This window comes from Micromonospora sp. NPDC048843, from assembly GCF_040649965.1.
In the GTDB taxonomy this organism is placed as follows: Bacteria; Actinomycetota; Actinomycetes; order Mycobacteriales; family Micromonosporaceae; genus Micromonospora; species Micromonospora hortensis.
Map to the genome: position 1 here is coordinate 1 of NZ_JBEZGJ010000023.1, position 15,189 is coordinate 15,189.

Annotated in this window: 16 protein-coding genes; 10 read left to right on the top strand and 6 right to left on the bottom strand. The window is 71.1% G+C overall.

Going from position 1 to position 15,189, the window contains the following annotated elements; all coding sequences use genetic code 11:
* Positions 1-203 precede the first annotated feature (203 nt).
* Complete coding sequence (locus AB0C20_RS08300) at positions 204-737, bottom strand: MarR family winged helix-turn-helix transcriptional regulator (protein WP_357567639.1); 534 nt, start codon at positions 735-737, stop codon at positions 204-206.
* A 96-nt stretch (positions 738-833) separates the two neighbouring features.
* Between AB0C20_RS08300 and AB0C20_RS08305 the strand changes: the two genes are divergently transcribed.
* The 6 genes from AB0C20_RS08305 (at position 834) to urtE (ending at position 7,192) form a co-directional block, all read left to right on the top strand.
* Entirely contained in the window at positions 834-1,916 is a 1,083-nt protein-coding gene (locus tag AB0C20_RS08305; RefSeq protein WP_357180455.1) for a substrate-binding domain-containing protein, read from the top strand.
* Positions 1,917-2,335: 419 nt separating this feature from the next.
* Positions 2,336-3,580, top strand: a complete 1,245-nt coding sequence (gene urtA, locus AB0C20_RS08310) for an urea ABC transporter substrate-binding protein (protein WP_357180457.1) — start codon at positions 2,336-2,338, stop codon at positions 3,578-3,580.
* Between the two features lie 75 nt (positions 3,581-3,655).
* Positions 3,656-4,543: an urea ABC transporter permease subunit UrtB gene (gene urtB / locus AB0C20_RS08315; RefSeq protein WP_112605839.1), complete on the top strand. Its 888-nt coding sequence runs from the start codon at positions 3,656-3,658 to the stop codon at positions 4,541-4,543.
* Entirely contained in the window at positions 4,540-5,727 is a 1,188-nt protein-coding gene (gene urtC / locus AB0C20_RS08320; protein ID WP_357567640.1) for an urea ABC transporter permease subunit UrtC, read from the top strand. The genes urtB and urtC overlap by 4 nt, the downstream gene beginning before the upstream one ends.
* Complete coding sequence (gene urtD / locus AB0C20_RS08325) at positions 5,724-6,500, top strand: urea ABC transporter ATP-binding protein UrtD (RefSeq protein WP_238682412.1); 777 nt, start codon at positions 5,724-5,726, stop codon at positions 6,498-6,500. The genes urtC and urtD overlap by 4 nt, the downstream gene beginning before the upstream one ends.
* Positions 6,500-7,192, top strand: coding sequence for an urea ABC transporter ATP-binding subunit UrtE (urtE, locus tag AB0C20_RS08330; protein WP_357567641.1), 693 nt, complete (start codon positions 6,500-6,502; stop codon positions 7,190-7,192). Before urtD ends, urtE begins: the two co-directional genes overlap by 1 nt.
* Before the next feature lie 16 nt (positions 7,193-7,208).
* On the opposite strand, the gene AB0C20_RS08335 is transcribed toward urtE, so the two are convergent.
* Positions 7,209-8,243 (bottom strand): LacI family DNA-binding transcriptional regulator, encoded by a 1,035-nt coding sequence (locus AB0C20_RS08335; protein ID WP_357180470.1) that lies wholly within the window; start codon positions 8,241-8,243, stop codon positions 7,209-7,211.
* A 133-nt stretch (positions 8,244-8,376) separates the two neighbouring features.
* Here AB0C20_RS08335 and AB0C20_RS08340 point away from each other — a divergent pair, with 133 nt between their 5' ends.
* The 4 genes from AB0C20_RS08340 to AB0C20_RS08355 all read left to right on the top strand — a co-directional run bounded on the left by AB0C20_RS08340 (position 8,377) and on the right by AB0C20_RS08355 (position 12,722).
* Complete coding sequence (locus tag AB0C20_RS08340) at positions 8,377-9,324, top strand: LamG-like jellyroll fold domain-containing protein (RefSeq protein ID WP_357180473.1); 948 nt, start codon at positions 8,377-8,379, stop codon at positions 9,322-9,324.
* 37 nt (positions 9,325-9,361) lie between these two features.
* Positions 9,362-11,464 carry a PQQ-dependent sugar dehydrogenase gene (locus AB0C20_RS08345; protein ID WP_357180476.1) on the top strand — a complete coding sequence of 701 codons (2,103 nt, stop codon included), beginning with the start codon at positions 9,362-9,364 and terminating at the stop codon, positions 11,462-11,464.
* A 101-nt stretch (positions 11,465-11,565) separates the two neighbouring features.
* The gene (locus AB0C20_RS08350; RefSeq protein ID WP_357180479.1) at positions 11,566-12,036 is read left to right on the top strand and encodes a molybdenum cofactor biosysynthesis protein; all 471 of its coding nucleotides are present in this window, start codon (positions 11,566-11,568) and stop codon (positions 12,034-12,036) included.
* 158 nt (positions 12,037-12,194) lie between these two features.
* Complete coding sequence (locus tag AB0C20_RS08355; protein ID WP_357180482.1) at positions 12,195-12,722, top strand: hypothetical protein; 528 nt, start codon at positions 12,195-12,197, stop codon at positions 12,720-12,722.
* A 1-nt stretch (position 12,723) separates the two neighbouring features.
* Here the strand turns inward: AB0C20_RS08355 and AB0C20_RS08360 are convergent, their stop codons facing one another.
* From AB0C20_RS08360 to AB0C20_RS08375, 4 genes are all read right to left on the bottom strand, one after another.
* On the bottom strand, positions 12,724-13,101 hold the full coding sequence (locus AB0C20_RS08360) for a nuclear transport factor 2 family protein (protein ID WP_112672939.1): 378 nt from the start codon (positions 13,099-13,101) through the stop codon (positions 12,724-12,726).
* 105 nt (positions 13,102-13,206) lie between these two features.
* A complete protein-coding gene (locus AB0C20_RS08365) occupies positions 13,207-13,626 on the bottom strand; it encodes an ATP-binding protein (protein ID WP_357180486.1) in 420 nt (139 codons plus the stop codon).
* A 273-nt stretch (positions 13,627-13,899) separates the two neighbouring features.
* The gene (locus AB0C20_RS08370) at positions 13,900-14,736 is read right to left on the bottom strand and encodes an oxidoreductase (RefSeq protein ID WP_357180489.1); all 837 of its coding nucleotides are present in this window, start codon (positions 14,734-14,736) and stop codon (positions 13,900-13,902) included.
* Positions 14,737-14,770: 34 nt separating this feature from the next.
* Complete coding sequence (locus AB0C20_RS08375) at positions 14,771-15,103, bottom strand: nuclear transport factor 2 family protein (RefSeq protein ID WP_357180493.1); 333 nt, start codon at positions 15,101-15,103, stop codon at positions 14,771-14,773.
* Positions 15,104-15,189 lie beyond the last annotated feature (86 nt).

Here is a 15,189-nt window from a genome sequence, read left to right on the forward strand (position 1 = left end):
CCGAACGCCCGGAGCCGAACGCCCGGAGCCGAACGCCCGGAGCCGAACGCCCGGAGCCGAACGCCCGGAGCCGAACGCCCGGAGCCGAACGCCCGGAGCCGAACGCCCGCAGCCCGCAGCCCGCAGCGGGGAGCGGGGAGCGGGGAGCGGGGAGCGGGAAACGGGAGCGCGGAGCGGAAAGGGGAAGGGGAGCGGGGAAGGGGTCAGCGGTGTGGGCCGGCCGCGTCGGCGTGCACTCGTTGCCGGGCCGGGTCGAGGCGGTCGATCAGGTCGTCGAGCTGGCGTACGAGGTTGGCGGCCGGGGGCGTGCCCGGCCCGCTGGTCTCCGCGACGCCCATCTCCGTGATGCCCATCTCCGCGACGCCCATCTCCGTGATGCCCAGTTCGGCGATGCTGGCTCGGACCCGCTCGTCCAGGCGGGCGTGCTCACGGCGGCCCCGAACGGTCAGGTACGCCCGAATCCGGCGGCGGTCGATCGGATCGATCCGGCGGAAGACGAGGTTGCGGTCGACGAGTTGGTCGACCAGCTTGGTGAGGGTGCCCGGCGGCAGCGACGCCTCGGCGGACACCTCGCTCATCGGGTGACCCTGGCCGTCGGCGAGCAGGCAGAGCACTCGCCATGCCTCGATGCTGATCGCGTCGTCGGCCAGAACGGCGCCCAGCCGGCGGGAGAGCAGCCGTTCGGCGCGGGTGAGCGAGCGCAGCAGGTCGGCTGGCGCCCCGGGCACGTTAGACATGAAACTCCCTGGTCCGGTGGCCCTGTCATGGTAGCGAGTCGTCCCGGTCAGTGGTGAGCGCTGGTCTTCCGTGGTGGGCCGGGCAATCATGTGCTCATGTCCGCGCCGGCACCGCCGTGGCTGACCGTCGACCGTGCCGTGGTCAGCATCGCGCTGGTCTATCCGATGCGCGGGCCGGCCGGCATGTTCGGCCCCACCTGTGAGCTCTGCGCGCAGCTCGCGGTCGAAGAGATCAATCGGTGCGGTGGCGTGCTGGGCCGGGAGGTCCGGCTGGTGCCGGTCGACGGTGGCGCGCCGCCGGCCGAGGTGGCCGCCGAGGTCGAGGCGTTGGTGTCGGTGGGAGCCGTGCAGGGGGTGACGGGGTGGCACATCTCCTCGGTGCGCCAGGCGTTGGCGCCCCGCGTCGCGCACCGGGTGCCGTACGTCTACACCGCACTCTACGAGGGCGGCGAACGTACCGAAGGGGTCTTCCTGACCAGCGAGACGCCGGATGCCCAACTGTGGCCCGCGATGCGGCTACTCGCCGGGGAGCAGGGTGTGCGCCGCTGGTTCGTGGTCGGCAACGACTACGTGTGGCCGCGTCGTACGTCGCGGGCGGCCCAGCGGTACGCGCTGCGCGGCGGCGGGCAGGTGGTGGGGCGGCACTTCCTGCCGTTGGACGCGCACGACTTCACCGAGGTGTTGCGCCGCATCGAGCACAGTGACGCGGACGCGGTGCTGATGCTGCTGGTCGGTGCCGACGCGGTCCGCTTCAACCGCGCGTTCGCCCGATCCGGCCTGGATCAGCGCTGCCTGCGGCTGAGCACCCTGATGGACGAGAACATGCTGTTGGCCAGCGGCGCCGGCGCGACCCGGAGGCTGTACAGCACCGCGGGCTTCTTCGCCGGGCTGGTCACACAGGAGAATCTCGACTTCCACGGCGAGTTCGCGCGGCGTTTCGGGGTGGAGGCGCCGCCGCTGGGCAGCCTGGGGGAGTCCTGCTACGAGGGCGTCATGCTGCTCGCCGCGCTGATCGGCCAGGCCCGCACCCTCGACGTACGGGCCATCGAGACGGCCGCCGAAACGGTCGCCTACCACGGGCCGCGTGGGCGGTTGCGGCTGCGTCAGCGGCACGTCCGGCAGCGCATCTACCTGGCCGAGGCCGACGGGCTCGACTTCACGGTGCTCGCCCAGCTCTGAACCGGGCACGGTAGTCGGCACACCCGACCCTTGACAGCGCCACCCGACGCCGTCCTAAGATGCTTCCTGCGTGAAGTATCTGGCCACGGGTCAGATCTCACCATTGCGTGCCCACCGTCGGCGGATTCGTCCGTCGACCATTGTGGTGGCACTTATCATGCGTTTTCCGAACGGCCGACACCGTTTCCTCCCCAACGGTGTCGGCCGCTTTTCGTGCGCGCCTCGACGGTCCCGTCGGAAACAGTCAATTAAGGACTGGGAAACACCCGCGCAATCATGCCGGTCGACGCTTTCGGTGCCCATATCCGATCCGGTGCCCTGCGCGGCGTCCACCCGTCGACCTTGGCATCGCCCACGTCAGCTCCATCGGACCGCACCGACCGTCCTTTCGCCACTTGAGTGCACCGCAGGGAGAGTAGATGTCATTATTCCGGGGCCGCCGCATCCTGGCGGGTGCCATGACCCTGGTCGCCGCGGCCGCGTTGACCGCGTGCGGCAGCAAGACCACCGACGAGGGCGGCGCGACCGGCGTCACCGCCGACGTCTCCGGCGACACCGTCAAGGTGGGCCTGCTCAACTCGCTCTCCGGGACCATGGCGATCAGCGAGGTCACCGTCCGCGACTCCATCATGCTCGCCGTCGATGAGATCAACGCGGCCGGCGGTGTCCTCGGCAAGAAGATCCAGCCGGTTGGTGAGGACGGCGCCTCGGACTGGCCCACCTTCGCGGAGAAGGCCGAGAAGCTCATCTCCGAGGACCGGGTGGCCGCCGTCTTCGGCTGTTGGACGTCGGCCAGCCGCAAGGCGGTCAAGCCGGTGTTCGAGAAGAACAAGGCGCTGCTGTTCTACCCGGTGCAGTACGAGGGACTTGAGCAGTCGCCCTACATCTTCTACACCGGAGCGACGACCAACCAGCAGATCGTTCCCGGGCTGGACTACCTGAAGTCGCAGGGCGCGAAGTCGGTCTATCTGGTCGGTAGCGACTACGTCTTTCCGCGGACCGCCAACAAAATCATCAAGGCGTACGCGGCCGCGAACGGGATGACGGTGCTCGGTGAGGATTACGCGCCGCTGGGCTCCACCGAGTTCGGCACCATCGTCAACAAGGTCAAATCGTCCGGCGCGGACGCGGTGTTCAACACGCTCAACGGTGACAGCAACGTGGCCTTCTTCAAGGAGTACAAGTCCGCGGGCCTGAGCGCCGCCGCGATGCCTGTGGTGTCGGTGTCGATCGCCGAGGAAGAGGTGAAGGGCATCGGCACCCAGTACCTGGAGGGTCAGTTGACGGCCTGGAACTACTACCAGACCACCCCAGGCGCGGCGAACTCGAAGTTCGTGGCCGCGTACAAGGCGAAGTACGGCGCGGACAAGCCGACCAGCGATCCGATGGAGGCCGCGTACGTCGGCGTGCACCTGTGGAAGGCGATGGTCGAGAAGGCCGGCGCCTTCGACGTGGAGAAGGTCCGCTCCGCCTCGGACGGAATCACCTTCGACGCGCCGGAGGGCCTGGTCACCGTCGACGGCAAGACCCAGCACATCGCCAAGACCGCCCGGATCGGCAAGATCGGCGCGGACGGCCTGATCACCGAGGTGTGGAACTCCGGCAAGCCGGTCGCGCCGGACCCGTACCTCAAGACCTACCCGTGGGCGAGCGGCCTGAGCTGACGACGCCGGCCCGGGCGGAACGCGTTGCCGCGCGCTCCGCCCGGGCCACCCGACCAGCAGTTCGGAGTACCCACAGTGACAGTCCTCTTCGGTCAACTCTTCACCGGCATCAGCATCGGCGCGGTGCTGCTGCTCATCGCGCTCGGCCTCGCGCTGACCTTCGGCCAGATGAACGTGATCAACATGGCGCACGGTGAGTTCATCATGGCCGGCGCGTACACCACCTACGTTCTGCAACAGAGCATCACCGGCGCCGGCCTGTCGCTGGCGGTCGCGCTGCCGGTGGCTTTCGTGGTCGCCGGCACCATGGGTGTCCTGCTGGAGGTGCTGCTCATCCGCCGGCTCTACGCCCGGCCACTGGACACCCTGCTGGTCACCTGGGGTGTCTCACTGATCTTGCAACAGCTGGCCCGGGACATCTTCGGCAGCCCGAACGTGCAGACCCGCGCCCCCGAGCTGCTCACCGGCAACGTGGCGTTGCCCGGCGGGCTGACCATCGCCAACAACCGGCTGTTCATCCTGGCCCTGGCGCTGGCCGCCGTCGCGGCGCTCACCCTGGCGCTGCGACTCACCCCGCTCGGGCGTCGTATCCGCGCCGTCGTGCAGAACCGCGACCTCGCCGCCGTTTCCGGCATCGCCACCTCCCGGGTCGACCGGACGACCTTCTTCCTCGGCTCCGGCCTGGCCGGGCTCGCCGGGGTGGCCCTCACCCTGCTCGGCCCGATCGGCCCGACCATGGGCACCAACCTGATCATCGATGCCTTCCTGGTCGTCGTGGTCGGCGGGATCGGCCAGCTCAAGGGCAGTGTGATCGTCGCCTTCGCCCTCGGCGTGCTCCAGGCCACCGGGGAGTACCTGACCACCCTCAGCGTCGCCAAGGTGATCGTGTTCGTGGCGATCGTCGCGTTCCTCCAGTGGCGGCCACAGGGCCTGTTCACCCTGCGGACCAGGAGCCTCGCATGACAGCCGTCACCCCCGCGCCACCCGACACCGCCGTCCGCCCGGCGCCCGCCGGCGCCGTACCACCGGGCCGCCCCGCCGGCCGCTCGCGACTACGGACCCTGGCCGGCTTCGCCTTCGGCGCGGCGCTGCTGTTCGCCGTCGCCCCGCTGGTGTTGTCGGATTTCCGGCTGGCGTTGCTCGCCAAGTATCTCTGCGTCGCCATGGTCGCGGTCGGCATCGGGATCGCCTGGGGCCGGGGCGGGATGCTCACCCTCGGCCAGGGTGTCTTCTTCGGCCTGGGCGGCTACGCGATGGCCATGCACCTCAAGCTCGCCGACGCGGGCCCGGGTGGGATGCCCGACTTCATGCAGCTGTACGGGCAACTCGACGAGCTGCCGCTGTGGTGGCGGCCGTTCGCCAGCCCCTGGTTCGCGTTGCCCGCCACGGTGCTGCTGCCGATGATCGTCGCCTTCGGGCTCGGCTCGCTGGTCTTCCGTCGCCGGGTGCGCGGCGCGTACTTCGCCATCCTCAGTCAGGCGCTCGCGGCGGCGATGGTGATCCTGCTGATCGGCCAGCAGGGCACCACGGGTGGCACCAACGGGCTCACCGACATCAAGGGTTTCTTCGGCTACGACCTGGACGACCCGGTCAACCAGCGGATGGTGTACTTCATCATCGCCGGGACGCTGCTGGCGTTGCTCGCGCTGACCCGTCAGCTCATCCACAGCCGCTACGGCGAGTTGCTGGTGGCGGTTCGCGACGGTGAGGAACGGGTCCGCTTCCTCGGCTACGACCCGGCGTCGGTCAAGCTGGTGGCGTACGTGGTGGCGGCGGGCATGGCCGGGCTGGCCGGGGCGCTGTTCGTGCCGGCGGTGGGCATCATCTCGCCCGCGCTGATCGGCATCGTCCCGTCGATCGAGTTCGTCATCGGCGTCGCGGTGGGCGGCCGGGCGACACTGCTGGGGCCGGTGCTCGGCGCGGTGGCGGTGGCCTGGGCGCGTACCGCGCTCTCCGAGCGTTTCCCGGGCACCTGGACGTACCTTCAGGGGTTGCTTTTCGTGGTCGTTGTGGCGTTCCTTCCCGGCGGCCTGGCGTCGCTGTGGGCGTTGGCCCGCCGCCGCGACACCGCCGCGCCGCCGTTGTGGCGCGGGCGGTTGTCGCTGGGCCGACGACGCGTTGAGCGGACGGAGGTGCCCGCGGCATGAGCGGCGAGCGGTTGGACGGGTTGTCCGTCAGTGACGTGCGGGTCAGCTTCGACGGTTTCACCGCAGTGGACGGCGTCTCGTTGGAGGTGCCAGCCGGCGACATCCGGTTCCTGATCGGGCCGAACGGCGCCGGGAAGACCACGCTGGTCGACGCGATCACCGGTCTGGTCCGGGCCACCGGCTCGGTCCGGTTCGGGGACGAGGAACTGCTCGGCCGGCCGGTGCACCGGATCAGTCGGCTCGGTATCGGGCGGACCTTCCAGACCTCGACGGTCTTCGAGGAGCTGTCGGTGTTGCAGAACCTCGACATCGCGGCGGGCGCCCGGCGTAGCTGGGCGACACTGGCCCGCCGCCGTCGGGGTGTGCCCGACGAGATCGCCGCCGCGCTGGAGACCATCGGTCTGGCCGAGCGGGCCGCGGACCTCGCCGGGACGCTCGCGCACGGCCAGAAGCAGTGGCTGGAGATCGGCATGCTGCTGGTGCAGGACGCGCGGCTGCTGCTGCTGGACGAGCCGGTCGCCGGGATGAGCCATGAGGAACGCGACGCCACCGGCGCGCTGCTGGAGTTGGTGAGCCGGGATCGCACCGTCGTCGTGATCGAGCACGACATGGACTTCCTCCGTCGGTTCGCGCGCAGCGTCACAGTGCTGCACGCCGGCCGGGTGCTCAGCGAGGGCACCGTCGCGCAGGTCCAGGCGGATCCGCGCGTGCAGGAGGTCTACCTTGGCCACCCGGTCGACGCCGGGTCGGCCCGCACCGGCCTGGAGGCATGATGCTGACGCTACGCGGGGTGCACGCCGGGTACGGGCGCTCTCGGGTGCTGCACGGGGTCGATCTGGCGGTCCCGCCCGACGGGGTGGCCGCCGTGCTCGGGCACAACGGTGCCGGCAAGAGCACCCTGCTGCGGGTCGCGGCGGGGTTGCTGCGCCCGAGTGCCGGCACCGTCGAGCTGGACGGCGAGGACGTCACCCGCGCCGGGCCGCACGAGCGGGTGGCGCGGGGGATGGCGTACGTCCCGCAGGGTCAGCAGTGCTTTCCGCACCTGACCGCCGCGGAGAATCTGCGGCTGGTCGCCGACGGCCGGCGCGACGGTGCGGTGGCCACGGCGGAGGTGCTGGACCTGTTTCCGGCGTTGCGCGCGCTGCTGCGGCGTCGGGCCGGGCTGCTCTCCGGCGGTCAGCGCCAGCAGTTGGCCATCGCCCGCGCCCTGATCACCCGGCCGCGGCTGCTGATGCTCGACGAGCCGACCGAGGGCATCCAGCCGTCGGTGGTCGCGGAGATCCAGGAGCGGATCGTCGAGTTGACCCGGCAGTCCGGGTTCAGTGTGCTGCTCGTCGAGCAGCACCTGGGCTTCGCGCTGCGGGTGGCGGACCGCTACCACGTGTTGGAGTCCGGGCGGGTCACCTCGCACGGCGACGGGGGCGTCACGGCGGCACGGGAGGTCCGCGCGGCGTTGGCGGTGTGAGCGGGGGTGGCGTCGGTCAGGTCCTCGGTGCGGGCCCTGTCGAGTCGCGGACGACCAGCAGGTGCCCGGTGGGGCGGCGGCGGGGGCGTGTCGTGCGCGGCTTGAGCGCGAGGGTGAGTGCCGTGCGGCCCATCTCGGTCATGGGCAGGCGGATGGTGGTGAGGCTGGGGGCGAGGTCGGCCGCCACGGAGACGTCGTCGAAGCCGACGACCGACATCCGTGCGGGCACCGGCACGCGGCGGGAGCGCAGCGTCGACAGCACGCCCATGGCCATCACGTCGTTGAGGGCGATGATCGCCGTCGTCTCGGGATGTTCGTTGAGGATCTGCTCGGCGGCGGCGCGCCCACCGCCGCGGGTGAAGTCGCTGTGCACAACGGCGAGGTCGGCGGGAGACCGCCCGCGCTCCCGCAGGGCCGACGACACTCCGGCCAGCCGGTCGGCGACCGTGGTGAGGCCGGCGCTGCCCGCGGCGACAGCGATCCGCCGGTGGCCGAGATCCATCAGGTGCTGGGCGAGCGCGTGGCCGCCGGCTTCGTTGTCCGGCAGGACGGCGTCGACGCCGAGCGCGTGCCGTCCAATGGCGGCGGCCCGTCCGCCGTGGTCCTGGAACGCGGCCAGCTCGGCGCGGGCCGCGCTCTCCATCCGTGGGTCGTCGTAGCCGGAACCGCTGATCAGCACGATGCCGACCCGCTGGGCGATCAGGTGGCGCAGTTGTTGCAGCTCGTAGCCGGGGTCGCGGCCGGACTGGCAGATCTGCACCAGCAGCCCCTGCTCGGCGGCGAGCTGGATGACCCCGGCGGCGATCTCGGAGAAGTACGGGTCGTCGACCTGGTGGACGATCAACCCCACAGTGGAGGTGGCCCCGCTGGCCAGGGTGCGGGCGTACGGGTTGGCCACGTAGCCCAGCTCACTGGCGATCTGCCGGATCCGGTCGGCCACCTCGGTGCTGACCCCCTCACGGCCGGCGAGGGCTCGGGAGGCGGTCGCCAGCGAGACGGCGGCGTGTTCGGCGACGTCCACGAGGCGCGGCCGTTGGCTGGCCCTGGGCATCGGCAACCCTCCGAAAACATTCATGTCACCCGATCTGTTGCGAGCGACATCGATCGAAGCCTAGGGTACGTAAGCGCTTTCGTAAGCGCTTACGTGACCGGCATCCGGCATGCCGCGAAACGAGGTGACAGCCATGTCCAGGGCCCGACGAGCGGCCGTCTCCCTCCTGGCGATCGGCGCACTGACCGGCGCCAGCGCGCCACCGGCGCAGGCGGATCGCGGCCTCTCGCACGACGTCCACCCGGCGCTGCGCGTGCACCTGGTCGCCGCGTACGACTTCGACCACCCGGTGCCCGGCGACAGCGCCCTCGAACGCGACCAGGCGCGTTCCGGCACCGAGATCGAGCTGATCAACGGCGGCGCCGCCATGCGGGTGCCGGACCGCGCCTACCGGGGCAGCCGCAACGCGGTACAGACCCGGCAGGTCGCGCCCGCCGTCGCCGGCAACGACGACTGGAAGGCCGGCACCTGGTCGGCCAGCGGGGTGCGGACGCTGCGTGCCTTCAGCGCCACCGCCGGCACCACGGTCATGGGTTGGTTCAAGCTGAACATGGACAGCCCGCTACCCAACTCCACCACCGCCGACCCGGACGACAGGTACAACGCGATCGGGCTGGCCGGAGTGCTGACCGGCGACTCCGACGGCCACGGCGTCCGCGCACTGCTGGAGCTGATCGACGTCGACGGGCAGTTGCGTCTCGTCGCGCTCGGCCGGCGGCTCGACGGCGGCAACTCACAGACCTTCGCCGCCACCCGGGACTGGCGCGAGCTGCTGCCGGTGGGGGAGTGGGTGCACCTGGCCGCCACCTTCGACTTCGCCACCGGCGCGCTCGCCCTCTACCGCAACGGCGAACCGGTGGACGGCTTCTACACCCGCGCCGACGACCCGTGGCTGGTGTCCGGGCCGGGCCCGCACGTGACCACCGCGTCCGACCCCCGGGGCATCAAGATCGGCGGCAGCTTCCCCCAGGACACCCTGGAACGCAACCCGTGCGACTGCCGGATGGACGGCCTGATGTTCCTCGACAGTGTGGTCTCCGCGAACGACGTGCGGAGGCAGTACCGCCACCTTGCCCGCTGACCACCCTCGGCACCGTCCCACCGAGAAGGAGACACGCGTGCGCACCCTGCACCGCCGCGCCGGCGCCGTCCGCCGGCCCACAGTGAGGGCCGGCCTCACCGCCCTCGTGCTGATCCTGTCCACACTGGTCGCCACGCCCGCGCGGGCCGCCGACGCGGTCGACGACCCGATCCCCGAGATGCCGGTCCAGTCCCGACTGGGGCTGGTCCTCAGCGAGTACGCCAGCTTCCCGCAGTCGTACCCCACGCCGGCGCCGACCGACGCGCGGCTCATGCGTACCGCGCGGATCAACACCATCATGGAGGTGCCCGACGGCTCCGGCCGGCGGGCGGTGCCCGACCTCAACGGCAGCCTCTACCTGGTCGAGGGCGGCGTGCCGCACGTCTACCTGGACGTGGCCGCGACGTTCGCGCCGCGGTTCTTCTCCGGTCGTGGGCTCGGCCAGGGCTTCGGGTACGTCGCGTTCCACCCGGAGTTCGGGGTGAACGGCCGGTTCTACACCATCCACACCGAGTTGGCGTCGACGACGACCGTCGCCCCCGACTACGCCCAGCCCAACACGCTCTTCCACGGTGTCATCACCGAATGGACGGCGACCGATCCGGCCGCCGCCACCTTCGCCGGCACCCACCGGGAGGTGCTGCGCATCGGCTTCGGCGGCCAGGTGCACGGCATCCAGGAGATCAACTTCAATCCCACCGCCAAGCGCCACGACCGCGACTACGGCCTGCTGTACCTCGCCGTCGGCGACGGTGGCCAGGGCGCCCGCAACACCGATCCGCAGAACCTGGCCCTGCCACACGGCAAGCTGCTGCGGATCGACCCGCGGGGCACCAACTCCGCGAACGGGCGCTACGGCATCCCGGCCGGGAACCCGTTCGTCGGCCGGGCCGGCGCGCTCGGCGAGCTCTACGCAGTGGGTTTCCGGGACCCGCACCGGTTCAGCTGGGACCGGGCGACCGGCCGGATGTACCTCGGGCACATCGGTGAACACGCGGTCGAGGCGATCTACGAGGTCCGTGCCGGGGACAACTTCGGCTGGAGCGAGCGCGAGGGTTCGTTCGTCTTCGACAAGGCGGCCACGAACCCCTGCGACCGGCTGCTCCCGCTGCCCGCCGACGACGACAGGTACGGCTACACCTATCCGGTCGCCGCGTACGACCACGACCCCGCGGCTGGCTGGAACTGCACCGACGACGTCGGTGTCGCGGTGGCCGGCGGCTTCGTCTACCGGGGGCGGACGCTGCCCGCGCTGCGCGGCACGTACGTCTTCGGCGACCTTGTCGACGGCCGGGTGCTCTACACCGAGGCCAACGAGATGCGCCGGGGCCGAGGGCTGGCCACGATCCACCAGCTCGCGCTCTTCGACACGGCGGGCACCCCGGTCCGGATGCGCGACCTGTCCGCACCGGGCGCGCCTGGTGACCCCAACCGGGTGGACCTGCGCTTCGGCACCGACGCCGCCGGTGAGCTCTACGTCGTCGCGAAGGCCAACGGAAAGGTCTGGAAGGTGACCGGTACCCGGGAGTTCGCCAGCGGTGACGTCGGGGACGTCACACTCCGCCGCACCGCCGGGGCCGCGAACTGGGCGCCGGTCACGCCCGCGAAGTGGCAGTTCACACACGACCAGGTCATCCTGGCCGAGGCCGGGGAGAGCCGGCCGGGCCCGCGCCGGCCCTTCGAGTACGCCGTGCTGACCAACGGTCCGGCGTGGTCGTCGGTGCGGGTCGACGCCCAGGTAAGGCTCGACACGCCGGTGGAGATCACCAACCGGGATGTGATCATCGTCTTCGGCTGGCGTTCGGACACCGAGTACTACTACGCCCACCTCTCCACCGACAACACGATCTATCCGCACAACGGCATCTTCAAGGTGAACAACGCCGACCGGGAGCGCATCGACCACCAGTGGAACGGCCGGTCCCGGGGCGCCAACCCGGCGATCACCGATGCCAGGTGGCACCACGTCCGGGTGGTGCACCTGCCGACCACCGGTGAGATCGCCGTCTACGTCGACGGGCAGCGGGACCCGCTGCTGACCGCGAAGGACACCACGTTCGGCTCCGGCCGGGTCGGCTTCGGCTCGTTCGACAACGTGGGCCGACTGCGCAACCTGACCGTCACCGGCACACCTGCCTGAACCGGGTCACGGTGGGGACGGCGACGCTCGCGCCGCCGTCCCCACCGGCTCATCCGTCGACCTGCCCCGGCGGTGCCGGTCCGGTTCGTAGAATTCCTGCCATGCCGGAGATCGTCGAGTTGCTGGCCTCGCCCGTGCACCGCTTCCTGGGTCGGCCCGCCGACGGCCCGGCACCGGCCCCGCCCGGGGAGCTGGTCGACGCCGTCCGGATCCGGGCCGGCCTCGGCATCGTCGGCGACCGATACTTCGGCCAGCCGGCGCACCGCGACGCCAGCGTCACAGTCATCGCCCAGGAGTCGCTGCCGGTCGGCATCGGTCTGGCCGAGGTACGGCGCAACATCCTCACCACCGGGATCGCCGTGGACGAGCTGATCGGCAGAGTGCTGGTGCTGGACTCCGGCGACGGCCCGGTCAGCCTGCGGGTCAACCGGGCGGCCCGACCGTGCGCCTGGATGGACGTCACAGTCGGCCCGGGGACGTGGAAGGCGCTGCGCACCACCGGCGGCATCCGCTGCACACCGCTCAACGACGGCACCCTGCGCATCGGCGCGATCGACGCCGTCGTGAGCTGAGGAAAGGGCTCGACGGTGACGGCCCGGCTGGTCGATTCGGCGAGGTGACGCTCTGGCGAGCCGGTGCGTGGTAGAACCAAACCGCGCATCGGCTCGCAGGTCTCCGGGCAGCCGGGGGCAATGCCGGACGGGACCTCATCCGAAACAGAGGTGGTGCGTTGAACCTCGAGCTGCGGCAGCTCATCGAGGAGTTGCGGGCTGAGCTGGCCGACGTGCCGGACAGCCTGGCCTACGCTGACTTCGGCGAGGGGGCGGCCATCGACGCCGTGCCGGTGGGGCTCCCGGCCGACCTGCGGGACCTCCTGCTGGTGGCCGACGGGCTGCGGGCGGGCCGGGTCGAGCTGGCGTCCTCGTCGACCCTCGCGGGGATGCAGTACCACCTGGACTACGCTCCGGACTTCTCGTCCATTCCACAGGACCGGGCAGGCTGGCTGGTGGTCGGCGTCCGCAGCGACGAGCCGATCTTCATGGATCGTGGCACGGGAGCGATCTGGTACTTCCCACCCACCGGCACCGAGTGGTTCATGTCCGACGCGTTCGAGGAGCTTGCCCCCGACGTGGAATCCTTCGTGGACTACTACCTGCTCGGGCCGGGCTACGCCGACCTGACCCCCGCCGACGACCGGTGGTTCGCGTTCCTCGACGAGCAGGGCCTGCTCGACGAGGACGACGAGGACGGCAGCTGAGTCAGACCGGGCTGATGTGTGCGGCCAGGACCCGCCAGCCGTGCGGGTCGTCGTGGACCCACGTCCTGGTGTAGCGCAGCCGCGCCGCGAACGGCGCCCCCTCGGAAAAGCCGGACACCCGGCCCAGGAAGAACGTGACCCCCGTCTTGCCGACGACGAGCAGGTCCAACTCCTCCTCCACCAACTCCTCGACGACCGTGCGGCGGTCCCGGTGGGCGGCCAGGTCATCCTGCTTGCTGTGGGTACGCCCGTCCGGGCCGATGGCGATCAACTGGTCGACCAGCAGCTGATCGAGGGCGGCGACGTCGCCGGCCCGTTGGGCTGCCTGCAGGGTGCGCTCGGCGTCGAGCAGCTCAGCCTCGCGTGCGCTGTCCGGCATCGTGCCGTCCTCCCGTTCGGGTCCGACCCGGTGCCACAGTCGGCCCGGGCTGTCCGCATTGTGGCAGCCAACCCGACCCGGGTGGGGAGGGATCGCCGCTGACATTCACAGACTCAGGCGAATCCGTACGACGGTCTCCCCGGGACCGGTGAGCACCGCGACCTCGTCACAGATCTGCTCCACGATCGCCAGCCCGCGACCCCGTACCGAGTCTGCGGCCGGCATGCTCCGGCCGAAGGCCCGCGTCGGCCCCTGGTCGACCACGTCGCAGAACACCTGACCCGGCTCGGCCCAGAGCCGGACCCAGCCGCCGCCTGCGGTGTGCTGCAACGTGTTGGTGGCCAGCTCGCTGACCGCCAACGTCAACAGCTCCGCCCGCTCGGTCGACAGGCCACGGGCCAGCGCCCCGGCGCTGACGAACGCGCGCAGCGCTCGGATGTCGGTCGCGACCTGATACGCCATGGTGTCCGCTGCGTGGGTGGGGACACTCTGCTCGGCCACGGTCTCCCGTCGCTCGCCCGGCATCAGCCCGCCCGATGCGGCTGCCCGGCCAGCGGCACCGCGTCCCGTGCGGGTGCCGTGGGCGTGCGAGCCTCGAAGTGCGCCATCGGGCAGCAGGAACCCTTCTCGTAGCGACAGCTGTTGTCGCCACATCATGTCACCCACTGCCCGCTTGACTGTCTCGTCCGTTCGGCGGTTGATCACTTGCGGACCGGCCCGACCAGCGTCGCGGCCCCAAGAGCAATGAGATGAGCCTGGCGGGCCGGGCAGCCTGGCCGGTCCGGCAGGGGAGCCGGGTCAGGGTGTCGCGTCGAAGGCGATCGATTCGCTCAACTCCCGCCACCGCGCGTCCGAGGCGGCGAGGGCCTCGGCGGCCGCGTGGGCGGCGGCCACCGCGTCGGCGCCGAGCAGCAACCGGAGCGGCGGGTCGTCGACCCGGGTAATCCGGATGATCGCCTGGGCGGCGCGGGCCGGGTCGCCCGGCTGGGCGCCGCTGGCCTGGCGCAGCCGTTGCACGGCCGGGTCGATGACCGGCCGGTACGGTTCGCTGATCGGCAGGGCGCTCATCGACGAGCCGGCCCAGTCGGTGCGCAGCCCACCCGGCTCGACAGAGGTGACCCGGATCCCGAACGCCTCGACCTCTTTGGCGAGCACCGCGGAGAAGCCGCTGACCGCCCACTTGGCGGACTGGTACGCGCCCAGACCCGTGCTCGCGACCCGGCTGCCGACACTGGAGATCTGTAGGATGTGCCCGCGCCCCTGGTCGCGCATCACCGGCAGGGCGGCCCGGGACAGATTGACCACGCCGAAGAAGTTCGCCTCAACCTGCGCCCGGAAGTCGTCCTCCGACATGTCCTCGATCGCGGCGACGTCCGCGTACCCGGCGTTGTTGACCAGGATGTCCAGCGCCCCGAACGTGTCCACAGCGGTGCGGACGGCGGCGCGGGCGGCGGCGGGGTCGTTGACGTCGAGGGCCACCGTGCGGACCTGGTCACCGTGGCGGTCGACCAGGTCGTCGAGCTGTGCCGGGTTGCGGGCGGTGGCCACCAGGTGGTCGCCGTCGGCCAGAACCGCCTCGGCGAGGGCGCGGCCGAGACCACGCGAACAGCCGGTGATGAGCCAGACTCGCGGCACGGCATTCCCCTCGTGTCGGTGGACCTACTCGTCGTCAGGGTCGGATGTCCAGAGCGCCGATCAGCCCGTCGCGCAGCGTGAACCGGTACCGCAGCTCGATCGGGCTGCCGGGGAAGTCACCGGACACCCGGGTGATAGCCAGGTACGAGTCGCCCGCCTGCGACGTGACCCGGACCGGCTCCGCGGTGTACGAGTAGGCCTCCATCGTCTTCTGTCGCCAGGCGCGGATCGAGGCCCGCCCGTCGTACAGGCGGTCCTCGTCGGCGACGCTCGCGGTGTCCGCGAAGCAGGCGACGAAGGCGTCCAGGTCCCGGTCGTTGACGGCCCGGAAGTACCTGTCGATCACGTCGGGCAGGTCGAGGGCCATCTGCTCCTCCTGCGGCACGGGCCGCCGTCGGGCAGCCGTCGGGTTCCCGGTCCGACCTCACCGTACGAGAAGCCGACGGCACCGCG

Excerpts from the sequence above, each read along its gene's own strand:
- urtC (WP_357567640.1), top strand. The coding sequence starts at position 4,540 with ATGACAGCCGTCACCCCCGCGCCACCCGACACCGCCGTCCGCCCGGCG.
- AB0C20_RS08300 (WP_357567639.1), bottom strand. The coding sequence starts at position 737 with ATGTCTAACGTGCCCGGGGCGCCAGCCGACCTGCTGCGCTCGCTCACC.
- AB0C20_RS08360 (WP_112672939.1), bottom strand. The coding sequence starts at position 13,101 with ATGCCGGACAGCGCACGCGAGGCTGAGCTGCTCGACGCCGAGCGCACC.
- AB0C20_RS08335 (WP_357180470.1), bottom strand. The coding sequence starts at position 8,243 with ATGCCCAGGGCCAGCCAACGGCCGCGCCTCGTGGACGTCGCCGAACAC.
- urtA (WP_357180457.1), top strand. The coding sequence starts at position 2,336 with ATGTCATTATTCCGGGGCCGCCGCATCCTGGCGGGTGCCATGACCCTG.
- AB0C20_RS08350 (WP_357180479.1), top strand. The coding sequence starts at position 11,566 with ATGCCGGAGATCGTCGAGTTGCTGGCCTCGCCCGTGCACCGCTTCCTG.
- AB0C20_RS08340 (WP_357180473.1), top strand. The coding sequence starts at position 8,377 with ATGTCCAGGGCCCGACGAGCGGCCGTCTCCCTCCTGGCGATCGGCGCA.
- AB0C20_RS08365 (WP_357180486.1), bottom strand. The coding sequence starts at position 13,626 with ATGCCGGGCGAGCGACGGGAGACCGTGGCCGAGCAGAGTGTCCCCACC.
- urtD (WP_238682412.1), top strand. The coding sequence starts at position 5,724 with ATGAGCGGCGAGCGGTTGGACGGGTTGTCCGTCAGTGACGTGCGGGTC.
- AB0C20_RS08375 (WP_357180493.1), bottom strand. The coding sequence starts at position 15,103 with ATGGCCCTCGACCTGCCCGACGTGATCGACAGGTACTTCCGGGCCGTC.
- AB0C20_RS08305 (WP_357180455.1), top strand. The coding sequence starts at position 834 with ATGTCCGCGCCGGCACCGCCGTGGCTGACCGTCGACCGTGCCGTGGTC.
- urtE (WP_357567641.1), top strand. The coding sequence starts at position 6,500 with ATGCTGACGCTACGCGGGGTGCACGCCGGGTACGGGCGCTCTCGGGTG.